10 protein-coding genes and 1 tRNA gene are annotated in these 15,711 nt (G+C 45.5%); 4 read left to right on the plus strand and 7 right to left on the minus strand.

The genetic code is table 11. From position 1 onward, the window contains the following. Nucleotides 1-25 precede the first annotated feature (25 nt). Both BUB19_RS10260 and BUB19_RS10265 read right to left on the minus strand, forming a co-directional pair. Complete coding sequence (locus tag BUB19_RS10260) at nucleotides 26-478, minus strand: GNAT family N-acetyltransferase (protein ID WP_073094443.1); 453 nt, start codon at nucleotides 476-478, stop codon at nucleotides 26-28. Beyond that, the gene (locus tag BUB19_RS10265) at nucleotides 475-1,437 is read right to left on the minus strand and encodes a PhoH family protein (RefSeq protein ID WP_073094444.1); all 963 of its coding nucleotides are present in this window, start codon (nucleotides 1,435-1,437) and stop codon (nucleotides 475-477) included. Before BUB19_RS10265 ends, BUB19_RS10260 begins: the two co-directional genes overlap by 4 nt. 100 nt (nucleotides 1,438-1,537) lie before the next feature. Between BUB19_RS10265 and BUB19_RS10270 the strand changes: the two genes are divergently transcribed. From BUB19_RS10270 to BUB19_RS10285, 3 genes are all read left to right on the plus strand, one after another. Then, nucleotides 1,538-2,314 carry an SAM hydrolase/SAM-dependent halogenase family protein gene (locus tag BUB19_RS10270; protein ID WP_073094445.1) on the plus strand — a complete coding sequence of 259 codons (777 nt, stop codon included), beginning with the start codon at nucleotides 1,538-1,540 and terminating at the stop codon, nucleotides 2,312-2,314. 205 nt (nucleotides 2,315-2,519) lie between these two features. Further along, nucleotides 2,520-2,603: transfer RNA gene (locus tag BUB19_RS10275), tRNA-Leu, on the plus strand. Nucleotides 2,604-3,206: 603 nt separating this feature from the next. Next, on the plus strand, nucleotides 3,207-3,593 hold the full coding sequence (locus BUB19_RS10285) for a helix-turn-helix domain-containing protein (protein ID WP_143155998.1): 387 nt from the start codon (nucleotides 3,207-3,209) through the stop codon (nucleotides 3,591-3,593). 459 nt (nucleotides 3,594-4,052) lie between these two features. On the opposite strand, the gene BUB19_RS10290 is transcribed toward BUB19_RS10285, so the two are convergent. From BUB19_RS10290 to BUB19_RS10310, 5 genes are all read right to left on the minus strand, one after another. After that, complete coding sequence (locus BUB19_RS10290; RefSeq protein ID WP_073094448.1) at nucleotides 4,053-4,691, minus strand: hypothetical protein; 639 nt, start codon at nucleotides 4,689-4,691, stop codon at nucleotides 4,053-4,055. Further along, a complete protein-coding gene (locus tag BUB19_RS10295) occupies nucleotides 4,688-9,313 on the minus strand; it encodes a DUF6443 domain-containing protein (RefSeq protein WP_073094449.1) in 4,626 nt (1,541 codons plus the stop codon). Before BUB19_RS10295 ends, BUB19_RS10290 begins: the two co-directional genes overlap by 4 nt. After that, complete coding sequence (locus BUB19_RS10300; protein WP_073094450.1) at nucleotides 9,310-9,741, minus strand: hypothetical protein; 432 nt, start codon at nucleotides 9,739-9,741, stop codon at nucleotides 9,310-9,312. Before BUB19_RS10300 ends, BUB19_RS10295 begins: the two co-directional genes overlap by 4 nt. Nucleotides 9,742-9,748: 7 nt before the next feature. Then, entirely contained in the window at nucleotides 9,749-12,934 is a 3,186-nt protein-coding gene (locus tag BUB19_RS10305) for an RHS repeat domain-containing protein (RefSeq protein WP_143155999.1), read from the minus strand. Nucleotides 12,935-13,450: 516 nt separating this feature from the next. Then, nucleotides 13,451-14,161, minus strand: coding sequence for a DUF4197 domain-containing protein (locus BUB19_RS10310; RefSeq protein WP_073094452.1), 711 nt, complete (start codon nucleotides 14,159-14,161; stop codon nucleotides 13,451-13,453). Between the two features lie 416 nt (nucleotides 14,162-14,577). Here BUB19_RS10310 and BUB19_RS10315 point away from each other — a divergent pair, with 416 nt between their 5' ends. After that, nucleotides 14,578-15,687: an AI-2E family transporter gene (locus tag BUB19_RS10315; RefSeq protein WP_073094453.1), complete on the plus strand. Its 1,110-nt coding sequence runs from the start codon at nucleotides 14,578-14,580 to the stop codon at nucleotides 15,685-15,687. Nucleotides 15,688-15,711 lie beyond the last annotated feature (24 nt).

A 15,711-nucleotide genomic window follows, 5' to 3' on the forward strand; every position in this document is an offset into this window, starting at 1 on the left:
TAAAAGATATGATTGAATGAGTTTCTTATTTAACACTGTTTTCGGGCAAAAGTTGCATCAGGTAATGCTCTATATTGCATTCAACAAACAGCTCACCGGATTTTCGAAAGCCTGACTTTTCGTAAAGACCCATTGCCTGAACCTGCCCATGCAAATATACGGTTTTCCCCAGACTAAGCGGGTGGTTGTTGATATCGGCGAGTACGGCTTTGACAAGGGCATTACCAACACCGCGACCCCGGAAAGCTTTGAGTACGGCAAATCGCTCGAGTTTGATTCCTTTGTCTGTAAATCTCCACCTTGCGGTACCTGCTTCCTGCGGTCCGATAAGGGCCAGAAAATGGGTAGCCTGCTGCTCATACTCATCGTATTCCTCTTCAGGCGCCACCTGCTGTTCCTCCACAAATACCGCTTCCCTGATCGCAAATGCCTTTTGAAGACTGGCCTGATCTGTTATTTTTTTTACAGCGATGTTCATTTGACTGGTTTTTCCTCCTGTTCACTCCGTTCATAGGCCTCAATGATAGATTTTACCAGCCGGTGCCTGACCACATCCTTGCCGGAAAGGTGCACTATCCCTATGCCTTTGACATCTTTAAGTATGCGGAGGGACTCCTTCAACCCGGATTTCTGCTTTAAGGGAAGATCCACCTGTGACTGGTCTCCGTTGATGATCACTTTTGAATTCGGACCCATTCTGGTCAGGAACATTTTGATTTGTTCGCTGGTAGTATTTTGTGCTTCGTCCAGCAGCACAAAGGCATCGTGCAGGGTCCGGCCCCTCATGTATGCCAGTGGGGCAATTTCTATCACTCTGTTTTCCTGGTAAAACCTCAACTTCTCAGCGGGCACCATATCTCCCAGCGCATCGTAAATGGGCCTCAGGTAGGGGTCCAGTTTCTCCTGTAAATCTCCCGGAAGAAAGCCCAGGTTTTCGCCTGCCTCTACGGCCGGCCTGGTGATGATGATTCTTTTCACTTCCCGGTTTTTCAATGCCCTTACAGCGAGGGCCACCGCAATGTAGGTTTTGCCTGTTCCTGCCGGACCCAGGGCGAAGATCAGGTCATTTTTATAGGAGGCATCGACCATTTTCTTCTGGTTGGGGGACTTGGGCCGTACGATCAGACCTTTGTTGCCAAAAAGAATGACATCATTTTTTGATTCGCCCTGATTGGGAGGGGTGCCTTCCAGGGCTATATATTCTTTCACATTGTCAGGCGTGACCTGGCCAAACCGGTTAAAATGCTCGAGAAGCATGTTGAGGATATCGTTGATTTTCAGGATTTCGGGAGCCTGGCCCTTGATCCTGATTTCATTGCCACGCGAAACGATCTTACTTTGCGGGAAAGCTGCCGATATTTGCCTGATATTTTCATTTTCCGAGCCCAGAAAGTCCAGGAGGGAAATGTTTTCCAATGTAATGACTTTTTCTACCAATATATTTTCTTCTGTTTAGCTGATTCTAAAAACAAATATAAAATGCTTATTTTTGCTTATTCATAATACAAAAGTACGAATTTTTAATTGACTTGCTTGTATGGCATTGGTTACATTCATATCGGATTTTGGAAATGCAGACTACTACGTACCTGTAGTGAAAGCCAAAATGTTATCTATCAATCCCCAACTTTCAATTGTAGACATCAGTCACGACATCGCCCTCTATGATATCGCCCATGCTGCTTTTGTGCTTCGCGCAAGTTATAACGAATTTCCCAAGGGTACTGTTCACCTGGTAGCGCTGAATACCACCAGCAGCATCACCGATGGCTATATCGGCATCAAATTGAACGAACACATATTTATCGGTCCAAATAATGGGGTATTGAGCATGCTGGCAGATCAGGATCCGGGCATAGTCGTGAAGTTTTCTGACATTCATATCAAAAACAGCAGCTTCCCTGCCAAGGACATTCTGGCACCTATCGCGGCCAAGGTGGCCAGCGGCGCCGCCATACATGACTTTGGCGGACCACTCCAAAACATTAAAAAAATGATGAGCCGGCAGTTTAAGGCCAGCAAAAAGCAAATTGTGGGCTATGTGGTCCGGGTAGACCATTACGGCAACCTGATCACCAATATTCCGCAGGAGGTATTCAACAAACTCAACCCGGGCAATTTCCAGATAGCCATAGGGCGGGAAACGCTGGAAAGCCTGCAAAAAAACTACGACGAGGTAGAACCGGGAGACTGCTGGGCTTTTTTCAACAGCCTGGGCCTGTTGGAGATAGGCATCAACCATGGTCATGGCGCGGATCTGCTGGGTTTGAAATACGACAGTCCGGTATTTATCAATTTTGAAAGCCAGGATTGACCAACAGCCATAATCGGCGGGTTACCGGCCTGGGAACAGGTAAGAGCGGAACAGGAAAATCAAAAAATATTCGGGCTTTAAGGGATCAAAAATTTTGTTTGAGAAAAAATCTTTACCCATATTTGCATCCCGTTCGGAACGGAACGGGATATCCGCCTGAAAAGGCGCATTCGTAAAATCTATCACGAGAAAAGTACGCAGATTTGCCTTGGTGGCGGAATTGGTAGACGCGTTGGTCTCAAACACCAATGAGGTAACACTCGTGCCGGTTCGACTCCGGCCCAAGGTACATTATATAAAAGCTCCTTCAAAAAATTGAAGGAGCTTTTTTGGTTTTGTAAGGCTGGAGGAGAAGTTTATCCTGATGCAGCGGAGCGGAATCAGGAACTCCGGCTCTGGTTTCAAAAGTCTGATTGATAGCAGACTTTTTTTCTAGCAGATCAGAAGGGTTATTTTGTACCTCATCCGTGAGACACAAATGCTTTAGCGTCTCATAAAAATGAAAATATGAGATACAAAACATACTATAGCTATTTTATGAGACACAAAATCACTATTGGTTGACAATTTCCAGCAAAGGTGGTGGTCGGTTCCTCTGTTAGCCAGCGTTCCATTGCTTCAAATTCTTCCTCTATGCTTTGCAAAGGTTTTCATTGCAAAGAATCCTGGTTTCGGTGGGCCCTATTAATATCTTCGAGCAGGTGGGGGATGCAGGGATGCATGTTTCAGGTTAAGCATATATTTTGAATCAGGCATTTCCCCAACAATCAAATTGTATTTATAAAAACGCGCCAAGCGTATCCAGCTTCTGATCTTGTCGTATTTTTTACTACCTTAAAGGCTCCAAAAGGGGAATGTAGTAACAAATCCCCCTTCAACAAAAAAGACCGCAATGACAATGCTTACACTTGACCTGGTAATTACCAAAGAAGATAATTCCTATAAAGGCAGCCTCACCTATAACGATAATCCCCTGACCCAAACTGCACCCACTATTCCGGAGCTGGAAACACAAATAAAAAAACTGTTGTGGGAATTTGAAAGCCTGGACCCGGATACGGTGGAATTCAACCATTACTACCAATGCCCTGCCTTTTTCAGCGAATTTGCTGTACTTAACAAAGCGCAACTGGCCGCACTTACCGGGCTCAGTAGTTCACAACTGGAAGCCTTTTCTTCCGGCACGAAAAAACCCAGTCCGGATGAGGCCGAAAAGATTGAAAATACTTTAAAAGATCTGGCGTCCCGCTTGCTGAAAACATCCCTGGTGCTTTCCTGATCCGCAAGGAGTTAATGCTTTGGCAGTTCCCCGGATTATCTGCCCGGCGCCTGCTCCATCAGCCTTTTTTTAAAGAAAGCTTTAAAATGATGCCAGCAGGAGGTTGAAAAAGTGCGGTCACCGGGCAAAGAATACCTATCCATTGGATGAACGTAATCTTGTACAAATTAGGAGCTTCAGTCATTTCTTTACAATGGGCATAAATTTTGGCTAAAGCCAGGGGATTTAAACTCCAATTTCAAGGAATGGGCTAAAGCCACATTTCTATTGAAGGTACTTGCTGATGCAAACTACAGGAGATAGTTATTGATCGTTGATTTTAGTTAGATAAAGAATTGTCTATAAAAACGGACCTCCAGTACAATATCATAGAACCTGTCATTTATTAAATCCTTATTTCAGAAAAAGGAAAGAGCAGCCACCTAATTCTGTATATTGAAAGAATAAAAAATAATTTTTTTATTTTATTTCTACCAAGTAGGAAACCTTGACTTTTACTCCATTATGCTCCCCCGGTTCAAATAATGGCATGTTTTCAATTATCTTTCTTAAATTTTTTTCAGTTGTGTCATCAGCCATTATTATCTCTTCCACAAATGCTTTGCCCTGCTCATCAATTATCAGGTATATTGCATTGCGACCGGAAATTTCCGGTTGGATTTGTAATAGTTCTTTTTTCAAAAACTCAGGAACCAAACTGTCATTTTCCATATAGCTCATAGCTCCCTGGAATAACGGCTTTTTGTCAATAACATAATATTGATACAGTTTTTCTGTTTTTGGGTCTATGGAAATATAAGCCTCAGAACCATTGTGCCTAAATGCTATCTGCTTCAATTTAGAACTTCGGGGTTTATTCACGTTCAAACTAAATAGTACCGAATCTCCCGTGTTTAACTTGATTCCAGTATGCCTTATTGTTATTGTATCTAGAGTGCCATTGTTCTCAAAACTGATTTGCGCCACATCCGTAAATCCAAACCCCCTAGGCCCAGGAACCACATGACTTTCAATAACCATCCCCTTTTTGTCCAAATACTCATTTGAACAGCCTAAAAAAGGAATACAAAAAATGAATATGATCAGCACTCTAATCATTTTTTATAAAATGAAGATTTATAATAGTCAGCCGCAGCTCTTCTTTGCCAACCTGCTCCACTGTATTTTCCAGTATTTGCTTTCAAGAAGGCATTCCAATTTGAATTCGAATTAGTCAATGCCCTAACTCCTTGCGATCCAGTTGCTCCGACCGTTTGCGAAAAAAACCGTGAACTCCCGACAATGAATGGCTTGCCTGTCGGATTAGGATCTGTTAGTGTTAACCCCAACTCAATTGCAGACCCCATCATCTTAAGCCTACTCGTTAAATATCCGAACCTCATCTCATCATCTCTAGAAGAAATTGGCTGTGCTTTACCTTCCTTTTCAGCCTTGTTTATAAAACTTCCAAATACGTTGTCCGTTTTCCTGTATTCGTTTCTTAATTGGAAATCAGCCAAAGAATATTGGTAACCATTTTTCCTGTTATATGATTTATCATCGAATTGGGCATCGAAATTCGTTAATACCACGCTTTCTCTCAACCTGTAGACATATACTTCGCTGCCTGAAACACTACCACGGCCCAACCTTTCGCCCTTACTATTAACCACATTCACAAATTGAACTTCGTTGCCTCCTAAATCACTTACCCATTCAATTTCCCCCGAATCAATATTATAATTATACTCATCCAGCATCCCATCCGGATCAATCCTTAACAGCGGATTGTTCTGTACATAATTGTAGGGAGAGAGCCATTCCCTTTCGCTGGCCATGGGATCCGGGCTGGTCCAGCGGCCTATTACAGGGTCAAAATACCTCGCCCCGTAATCGTACAAATTAAGGTTCAGGTCTTCTATCAGTTCCTTCCCATTATACAAATACCTGTTCTCCTTCACCCCCTCTCTTCGGTAGCCCAGGCCGGTCAATTCCAAGCCCCAGGGGTCATAGTGGGTTTCCTGAACGACGGGAGAAGGGGTCGTCTCAACGGTGAAATCGTCGAACCAGACGTTTTCTGATGTTTCGTTGACCAGGAAGGCTTCCATATAACCTTCCTGACTAATATACAGCTCTTTTTCCAGTTTTTCGTGACCATTGGCTGCTTTTTTGCTTAGCAACTCCTTGCCACTTTCGTAAAGTTTGCCCTCCCCGTCATACAAGGCATACATCATATAAGCTTCCGGTGCTTCTTTTTGCTGCAGGTCCCGGATCACCAGGTCTACGAGTTGAAAGACTCCCAAGCTGGTTGGGACTGATCCGGCCAGGCCAAATTCCCGCAGATCTGCAATCAACCCTTCCCGGACACCCATTTTTACAAAATCCTCCGGGAGAACGCTGCTTTTGCGAGGATCCTCGTATTTGACCTGTACGGTAAGCTTGAGTCTGCTTCCTTTGCCTACTTCCTGCCGGCGGGAGGGCCCCAGCAGCCTGCCCCGGCTCGCATTCAGCCAGGCAACCTGGGTTCCTCCGGGTGTCGTATTGTGCTCCGGGCCCAGCTGCCTGCTGGCCGCAATCTGACCAAAGGCTTCGGCTTCCGTTTTGCCATTGGTCATTTCCATGGTCGCTGTAACCCTTTCGGTTTGGGGTGCACGGAGAACCTGCCGCACATTCCCCAGGTGGTCCCTGAGGAAAAATTCATAGATGGCCTTTCCTGATTCAAATACCACCCGGCCCTCTTCATGGAGCAGGTGGTCCAACCGGCCATTAACAAAAACAAAATCTCCGATATACTGCGTATCCTTTATCAGCTTTCCCTTGCGATACAATGTCTCTCTTAGCTTGCGCCCTTCTGCGTCGTAAGCATACCTCAATTGATCCCCATTGGAAAAGGTAAACTCTTCCGGCAGGTTCAGCAGGTTGTAGGAAATATCGGAAATACCTTTGTCCTGATTGATCCGCTGGTTTCCATTGGCATCATAGCTATACTGTCCGGGAAATGGCTTGGGTTTGAAATCAGCTGATATATGGGCGAGGCCGGACTGGTCATCCATGACACGTGTGAGCTGGTTGCCAAACTCGCCCAGTCTGGGATCACTCTCGTACTGGTAATGCAGATCGTCCAGCAGCCCAAATTGATTTTCGCTGGTAGCGCCTCTCCTTTTCAGGGTTTTGATGTTTCCATTGGCATCATAGCTGATATGATCCAGCGAATACCGGTTATTTTCCCCGGCCGAGGTAGCGACACTGTAGTCGGCTTTCAGCAGTCTACCTGTCTTATCGTAGCCGTAGTCGTACTGCCGCACAGTACTGTCCATTCCAGACCATCTGGAACCCGTAATGTTGCCATCCCATCTTTTCCCGCTTTCCTGATAGGTCAGCGTCTGAGAAAAAAGCCCGGATGATGCCCCCCTCATTTCCTGAAGCCAACCCCTGATGTTGTACCTGTATTCCTGGGCTGCATCGGGAATGTAGGAGAAATGGACTGCTGCCTTCCTTCCCAATGCATCGTAGCTGTAATTTGCAATTGTGATCAGGTCCCCATCGCCTATACGCTGGCTGATCCTGGTCAGCAGCCCTGCCTGGTCATAAGAGTAATATTTACTTATTTTCATAGGAATCGGCCGGCTCAATTCGGTAAGGGTTTCCGTCACCTGATTTTCAAAATTGTACCGGATCGAGCGTCTGATGGTCCCCTCCAGGGGTGCTTCTTCAATGGATTGTATTTCCCTACCCTTGTCGTCATAGAAGTAGGTATTGGTATAATACCTGCCAGTCTCCAGGTCTTTGACTTTCGTTGCCGTCAACAATCCTGTAGTACGGGAGGAAGGGGAAGGGGGGAAACCAGCCGCCTGTTTGTATTTTCCTGCAGGTGTATTTTCATACTTGTCATAGTAGTTCAAAGTAAGGATTTCACCTTCTTCTTTTGGGAAAACAGCATTTTCCGTATTTTCCACTTCAGCTATGGTGCCGGAAAAACTGCTATTCCCGCTGGCTCTAAAATGAAACCCAGGGCGCAAAATGATGCTTTCAGAAGCCTGGAACGCCTCATGACCAGTGTATCTGGAGGAAACTAAGTGCTTGCCGGACTTTATTTTGCCTGTTTTCCGGTTATTTTGCAGGTGTATGATGCCAAGCTGCTTGTCAAGCTCCTGCTGTATCTCATCCTGACTTCTGCTGTCAGTGGTCAGTCCGGTCTTCACCGGCCGATCAAATGCATCGTACAGGATATACTGCCAGTTGCCTTCCTTTCTGAGTTCCCCATCCTGAAAACCCACCTGCCTGTCCAATCGGTCATACAACAGGTATTCAACAGCCTTTCCTGGAAGCTTTTTCTCCACCACCCTCCTTTTACCGTCATACCGGTACCGAAAATATTGGGCATTGGCAAGGGTAATATCTGCAGACAATTGCCAACCTTTGGCATTAAGAATCTCAACAGCTTTCGGAGGCATGACCACTCTGAGATGGCCAAAATCATCGAACACGTGGTAAGTACTAAGCCAGCCGGTGTGCCCTCCCGATTCGTCGCTGGCAGTAAGCTGGGTCTTTTTTAATAGCTCCCTTCCTTGCCGATCGGTGAAGACCAAAGTGCGCAGGTTATCTTCGTTATCGGTAATCTCCACCCACAGACTGCCCGCAGGCCATTCTCCCCTGAGTTGCGGAAGGCCCTGTTCGTTCACCTCAAACCACTTTACCCCATCCTGTACCGTATTGGCTCTTCGGCTAAACTTTAATTCCTTCCCAGTACCCATCTTCCAGTCCTTTCCGGGAGCTGCTTTCTTAGCCATTCTATTCAAGGGTGAGGATTCAAATGCAGTTTCCTGATAGCCGAAAGGGTCTCCAAAGGTCTTCCGGTAATAATCCCTCTGCTGGTCGAATGCATTTTCCCTAAAAAGCCCCGATTGCTGGCCCTCAGCGGGGAACGGAAGTAATTCCAGTGCCTGCCTGCCCAGCTCATCATAAGCCAGGGGAATTACGAGATCCTGGCCAATTGAGTTAGCCTGAACCTTTACCAGTTGTTCGACCCTGCCAATACCGTCAAAATAGGTATTGGACTGATAGGCCGATTCCCCTGCACTTTCCAATAAATCGGCCACGGACCTTATGGGCTTTCTAGCCTGATAAGTGCTGATCCGGTTCCGGTTTTCGGGGAGCACATTTACCCGAATCGGCACTTTGCCGGTCATACAACCTGTCGCCTTGTCCTGGTAAGCCAGGTAATAGATTTTGCTGCTGGTCAGTAGGGGAGTGAGAAACTTCCTGCTAGCTGAAAGTTGGCTTATCTGGTCTGAATCAAACCAACGATAGGCAAAGCCATCAGGAGCTGGATTGGCTTCCAACCTGGCCCTGCCTTTTCGGATCAGGGTAACCTCCGGGGCTGAGGGGCTGATCTGAGGACAAATACTCCGGCCTTTGACCGTTACGGTCTTGCTGTCATAAAAATAACTGCCGAATTCACTGTAACCATAAAAAACTTCATGGTCTCCCGCATTTTCGAAGGTCAACCGGAGACCGGAAATATCGGAATGTACAGACTGTCCGCCGCTATGCATCCAATTATAACTGCCATTTACCGGACCATTCAATCGGTACCCTTCGGTATGAAAGTTCACCGTAAAGACAGCCTCCTCACCGATTTCTACTGAAGCAGGACCGGAAATTTTAACAGCAGTTACGTTCACCTGCGCAAAAAGGGAACCGATCGAAAAAGAAAGGAAAACGTTAAAAAGTATTTTCATGGCACTTCTCTTTTGAGGTAAAGGGTATGCAATACATTTTCTGTTTTTTCACCGGAAATCAACTTTAAGATCTCCTTCTGAAATGAAACCGCATATTTTTTATCCTGCCCGCTCTCAAGCGACAGGCTCAAATTATCCGGAAACTTAAATTCCCAGGTTCCTCCAAGTACATGGGATTTGCCACCCAAAAGCCAATAGGCTTCAAATCTACCATCAGCATAAAAAATATATTTTCTTGTTTCCAGCGATTTCAGGAACATCTCCTGAACAGGTCCGGGCATTGCAGTAAATTTGCTGTCCGGATCTTTTTGAAGCTCCCGCACTTGCCGGTCAAGGTCAAGCTCCCACACACCTGTCAGATCTGCCATTTCCTGAGCAAGACCAAACACCGGAGACAGGTAAATAATCAATAAGCATATCGATTTCATAGGCTCCTCAGGGTATGATGTAAGCATATTCATAAATTTCTGTCAGAAAACCATCCTGATCCCGCACAGACGCCAGTCTCCCATATGCGTCATATTCATAGTATTTGGCGGCATTCCTGATGTCCATTACGCTGGTCAGGCCTCTTAAAGGAGCATGGGTAAAAGTGGTCATCTGCGCATCGACCGGATGAAGTCTGAGTTCATCAATATAGATCCTATCGCCTATTATCGAAATATCGGGTCGGGTCACTGTTCTTTCTATCAGCGTCCATTGGCTGTCCAGGATTTCTGTCTGCCCCATAAATGACCAGGTTTGGACCCCTGAAGCGACTTTCGCCCAAAAACTCAATTTATACACCTTGTTCTCAGCTGCACCGTCTGCTGTAGCAGACACCGGTCCTTTAGACAACAAATAGGCCTTTTTACCAGCCTTGGCAGTACCGGCCTCCGGTACCAGGCCATCCCCGGTATAGCTCCATCCTCCCTTTTCCTTGCCCTCAAAGGAGGAAAATGCAACCTGTGGCCATGCCGCATTCTCTGCTATTGCCACAGGTAAAGCGGCTGCATATCCATATAGAAAGCTGATGGGACGACCTGCTGTTCTGGTCATTTGAACCAGATTTCCGGATTGATCGTATTGGTCCAAACTCAATCCGGGCCGGTAGTGCTCGTCGATGACTAATTTTCCGGAGGTATCAAACTCAGCCGGTGAATAGCTACCCAAATCCAAAAGGCTGGCAGTTTCCAGAGAATAGATAAGACTTTTTTTGTATTTGTCCGAACCGGGGTAAATTTCCTTGTAAGTATTGATCTGTCCGGAGACTACCCGCTCACGTTCCTGATCTCCATCTATGACAACCGTATAGGTTTCGATGGGAACCTGCAATCTATTCTGCTGGTAAATCTGATGGCAAATAAAAGCCTCGCCAGTTGAATTTTTGCCTCCATTTCGAAAATCGGTGACGTACCGATTTACCTGAATGGTTGAAAGTGAGCTGCCCACGACCCAGCTCTTTTCTTTGGTTACCTGCAAAAATTCGGGATCGTATTCTATTTCGGTAAGGCGGGTAAAATTCTTTTGTCCCGGAGAAAACAAGCTTTCCTCGATTCTGGTCTGCCGGTATATACCGGTGCTTTGCAGTTGTGTGCTAACAATGTATTCATAGGCGTCATAAATCACCTGATTTTCCCTGCACATCTCGAAATAAGGGTATCCCATACTGCCATTTTGATGGACAAATTGAAAAACACCTTGGCCTACCGCTTGCTCATCTTCCCTGTAATTTTTATACTGGATGGAAGTTTGGGCCAAAACCTCATCATTGTTGTCGTAAACAGTTTTGCGCGTCAATTTACCTCTTGCCCAGGCCATGGAATTGATAAACGGCTTGGTGGAAGTACCAAACGGATATCCAATTACTCTATCCGGAATGTGCAACTTATCATCAAACTCGTAAACCGTTCTTCCATTGTTACCCTCTCCGCTTTCATATTCGGTTACAACGGGGTAAACAACAGGGCATTCTTCATAGCCTCTACCCGTCACGGCACTAGAATAATAAACCCTGCTTCTATAGCGCAGGGAGGATGTTTGCGTTCCTATTTTGAAATACCTGGTATATGAATAAAGAAAATCGTCCAAAATAAAATTCCTGAATCCTGCTCCGGGGCCATTACCTCCATAAACATAGTTTTTGACCAGGGTGTCGGATCCGGTATTTCTCCTGATTCTTTTTATCCTGAGTCCTCCGGCAAAGTAGGTCTTATCCAGAATCTGGTATTGGTGCGGCTCAAACTCAAATTCGGAATAGCCGCCTGTAGGATAGGTAATTCTTTTAAGGACACCCTCTTTCAAATAGGTGGTATCGGTATTTCTGTCCGCTGTTCCAAAAGGAATGGTAAACCCCGTAGTCAGATCCACCTCGGTTGGGGGGATAAGGTCAGCGTTGGGCTTGTTATTGAAATAACCAAAATTATCAATCCTATAGCTGTTATTGGGCTTATCCCAGGAAAAGTAATTTGTAAAATAATCAAATGTATGACTGCCAATCATTGTATTTACCCCATCTTTTATCCGAATTGCATCCAGCTTCAACCTGTAATTTTTGCTGAGCCTGCGGTCCTGGAAATATTGATCCAGGTCAAATTCGTATTGTTTAATCAATTGATAATTTTCACCGGTCCTTTCGTAAACTTCAATTCGGTCCAGGTGATTGAGCCCGGGCTGGTCCAGTCTTTTAGAGCCCAAAACAAATTTAACCATGCCCGTTTTGAATCTGATTTCGGACAGCCCCAGCTGGGTAGATGAAGTACTGGTGTATAGGGTAGCAATATTGGTATCCATTTGGGGGCAATCCAATTCATTGTTGGGCAAAAAACTACAGTCATCCAACAATGTCATGCTATTGCTGACAGCCTGCTGATAGGATTTGCCCACATTCTGGTAGGAGAAAGAGATGAAATCGTCCGTGTCCGGAGCCCTCATTTCCATCAGATACCAGGTGGCCACATGTCCTTCCGTCCCTCCGCTGGTAATGTATTCCGTTGCCTGGTCATCGTTGCTGCTTTTGCCAAAAAGATAAATGATACCATTTTCATCTACAATCTCAAACTCGTCCAGATTCTGGCTGTGGGATACTCGCAATGGTACATTTGGAAATAAAAAGGGTTCTGCCCCGGTCTGTCTGAGGTAGAACTTTCCGCTTTTTCCGGGAAGCTGATACGAAAAGAGATCGGCTTCGCGATCGATAATAGCTACTGACAGCCTTTTGTATTCGTAGTTATTGCAATCCGGGGCACTGGCGATTGAGTAATCATTGGCGTTTCGGAGAAAACTGTTTTCATCCGGTTTGTTGTGAACATTGCGCGAGATAAAACCTCCTCCCAACAATGACCAACCCAACCCTACCCAACTGGCCTGGTCTGTATATTTGATTCCTGAAGCATGATAACTCAAGCGTATGGGTACTTTCAAGGGCCCACTTGTGATTTCAAAAATGGATATGGATATATCCGGCAGACCGGTATAAAGGTTGACCGGGTAATTACCGAATTTCTCCATAGCGGCAACGTTAGGAGTCTTTTGCCGGAATTTTGGGTTTAGCTGGCGCATGAGCTCTACAGGCCCCTGCGCCCGGAGCTGACAGCAGACGGAGACACAAAAAATCACCATCGCCCATGAACGAATACGCATAGTTGATCGATTTAAGTGAAAGGATAAATTGGTCAATGCATGCCAACGACCCGCCTGCATGCAATACCTGAAACAGGAATCGACAACCGATAAGCTATACTGAAGTATCAGTAGGATTCAGATAAAAAACTCCACCTATCGGCAACAATCCGGATGAGTTGGTTTTATCTCCGGACCTTGAATATTAAAATGATGATCTTGAATAAATTGAAAAACCTTTATGATCCGGGTTCAACCTCCGCGGATCAAAAAAGACCAGGTGCCTTTTTGGGATAGTTGGATTTCCTAATAAATGATAGGAAGACCAATTTCCGGTTATGAAATTAATAAAAAAATAGAAACCACCAAATTAATTTTAGGATTTTTAATTGACAACTTGCCGGCGAGTCTATCTGACAAATGCCACTTTGGACTTAATTTCTGTTCACAGACAAGCTAGTCCAGGTTTCAACCGGTCGATTTCATCGTCAGCCTGTTACAAAAAAATGCCAGTAAGGAATGTGAGAGAGGTAGGAATCAATTGTCCTGAGCGGCAAAAACCCTACGCAGGAGCGCAGTTGTTCTCTCAGCAGGATTTTCGCGGATTGCTTTTTCTTCTCTTGCAATCAACTCAAAGAGTCCGGAAATTGCCTTGTCTGTCACGTATGCATTCAGGTTGGGATCCAGCTTTCTGGAAGTGGTGGGCAGGCTGTTGTAACCGTTGACCAGGTCTCCATAGTATCGCGTAGCACCCACCTGATCCAGCGCCTCCTGTACATGTGGGGCAAATAAGACTTTTAATTTGTCTGTAGAGGTACGCTGTAAATACTGGGTAGCAGCATCCTCATCTCCCTTCAATATATCCCAGGCATCCTGCACCGTGAGTTGGCGGATCGCATCAATAAAAATGGGCTTAGCCTCTCTGGCTGCATTCTCAGCCCCCCTGTTGATGGTGAGAATGACCCGATCAACCTCAGAACCCAATCCAATGCGCCTCAATGTGCCCTCAACGCGCTGCACATCGGCGGGAAGAGCTATGCGGATCAGATCATTTTTGAAAAAACCATCTTCTTTTGCTGCCAGATCCGCACCTGTGGAAATACCTTTAATGAGGGCTTCCTTCAGTCCGTTACTCACGTCCTGCTCCGTCAGGGTCGCCTCCGTTGCTCCCTGAATAAAGCGGTTGACCTCCGCTGCGGTGCAGCTTGTGAGTAATCCAAATAGTAAAAAATAATATAAAATCTTCATGTCTTGTTTCTTTTGATTCCCATTTCTTTTATCTGTAGCAAAATCTGATGCCTTTGAAATGCACCAAAGGCTGTACCAAATATCCCCAACTGTTACCTGTTGACAACATTCGGCCTGATCGTAAAATTCAGGTTTTCTGGTTTAAAAACGATCAGCTATAGAAAACTGCCTTACCGCCTGCCCTATTCGGCGTACCGTACAGGTGTTCGTTTCAAAAGGTGTAAAACCTTTTTATCTTATTTTTTTCTATCTTTCCGGTATTGATTTTGGAGATAAATGAATTGTGCGACCAAAATTAATTTAAGCATAACCGCTTAACCGAAGCGATTGACAGAAAGGCACCCTTGGGCTTTTATTCTGAAATCTGCCGGAAAAGTGGCCTTCGGGCAAAAGTATACAACTGCTAAATCATTGCTATGCAACTTTCCTTTCAACACCTGTTTTTCACCCTGGCCTTTGCTGCCTTGCTCATTGCTATTATGGTAGTGGCAAAGTCTATACTCATACCTTTAGGACTTGCCCTATTGCTGGCTTTCATCCTGCACCCGCTGCACAAGTGGTTAAAAACGAAGCGATTTGGAAACATTGGAGCCGCCATTACCGTGTTGCTGTCATTTTTTCTGATACTCGCAGGAGTTTTGACTTTTTTCTCGGCTGAAATCATTGCTCTATCCGATCAATTGACTGATTTTGGAGATAAACTGATGTCCATTTTCACCGATACGGTGGTATACGTAAACGAAAACATGAGCTTTTTGGGAAACTTCGATAAAGACCAGTTGCTGGAAGACGGAAAGGCCTGGATCAAAGAAGGAGCAGCCGGACTTTTGGGGAAAACCTTCAGCAGCACCGCCAGTATCCTTACCGGACTCTTTACCATGATCATCTATACCTTTCTCTTCCTGATCTATAAAGAAGGTCTGGTGAGTGCCTTTATGCGGTTTGCGCCGGCGGAAAAAGAAAACCAATACCTAAAGATGCTTCAGAAAATCCAGAAGGTAGGACAAAAATATCTTTCAGGCATGCTTACATTGATTCTGATCCTGGGTCTGGCCAATAGCACAGGTTTGTGGATCATCGGTTTGGACAGCCCTTTTCTGTTTGGCTTTCTGGCGGCTTCACTTTCCATTATTCCGTATATCGGTACCACCCTCGGCGCCGGTATTCCGGTCCTTTACGCCTTCATGTCAAAAGATGAACTCTGGGTACCACTTGCTGTAGCCGGTATGTTTTGGCTTGTTCAGGTGATCGAAAGCAACTTCCTAAGCCCCAAGGTAGTGGGGAGCAGTGTAAATGTGAACGCATTTGCAGCGATCCTTAGCCTGATCATCGGTGCCTCCGTCTGGGGTGTTGCCGGTATGGTGTTGTTTCTGCCCTTTGCAGCGATGCTAAAAGTGGTTTGCGAAAACTATATCCCCCTGCAGCCCCTCGCGCTCCTGATCGGAGATGACCACTTCAATAAAGATGAAGGAGAAAATAAGGGTTCAGAACTCCTTGATAAAATAAAAAAGAAAATCACCAGATAGCACAGCTAAAAGAATAGCCCCGGG

The organism is Cyclobacterium lianum, from assembly GCF_900143075.1.
In the GTDB taxonomy this organism is placed as follows: Bacteria; Bacteroidota; Bacteroidia; order Cytophagales; family Cyclobacteriaceae; genus Cyclobacterium; species Cyclobacterium lianum.

Coding starts and splice junctions, on each gene's coding strand:
- BUB19_RS10310 (WP_073094452.1), bottom strand. CDS start 14,161: ATGAAGATTTTATATTATTTTTTACTATTTGGATTACTCACAAGCTGC.
- BUB19_RS10290 (WP_073094448.1), bottom strand. CDS start 4,691: ATGATTAGAGTGCTGATCATATTCATTTTTTGTATTCCTTTTTTAGGC.
- BUB19_RS10285 (WP_143155998.1), top strand. CDS start 3,207: ATGACAATGCTTACACTTGACCTGGTAATTACCAAAGAAGATAATTCC.
- BUB19_RS10315 (WP_073094453.1), top strand. CDS start 14,578: ATGCAACTTTCCTTTCAACACCTGTTTTTCACCCTGGCCTTTGCTGCC.
- BUB19_RS10300 (WP_073094450.1), bottom strand. CDS start 9,741: ATGAAATCGATATGCTTATTGATTATTTACCTGTCTCCGGTGTTTGGT.
- BUB19_RS10270 (WP_073094445.1), top strand. CDS start 1,538: ATGGCATTGGTTACATTCATATCGGATTTTGGAAATGCAGACTACTAC.
- BUB19_RS10295 (WP_073094449.1), bottom strand. CDS start 9,313: ATGAAAATACTTTTTAACGTTTTCCTTTCTTTTTCGATCGGTTCCCTT.
- BUB19_RS10305 (WP_143155999.1), bottom strand. CDS start 12,934: ATGCGTATTCGTTCATGGGCGATGGTGATTTTTTGTGTCTCCGTCTGC.
- BUB19_RS10260 (WP_073094443.1), bottom strand. CDS start 478: ATGAACATCGCTGTAAAAAAAATAACAGATCAGGCCAGTCTTCAAAAG.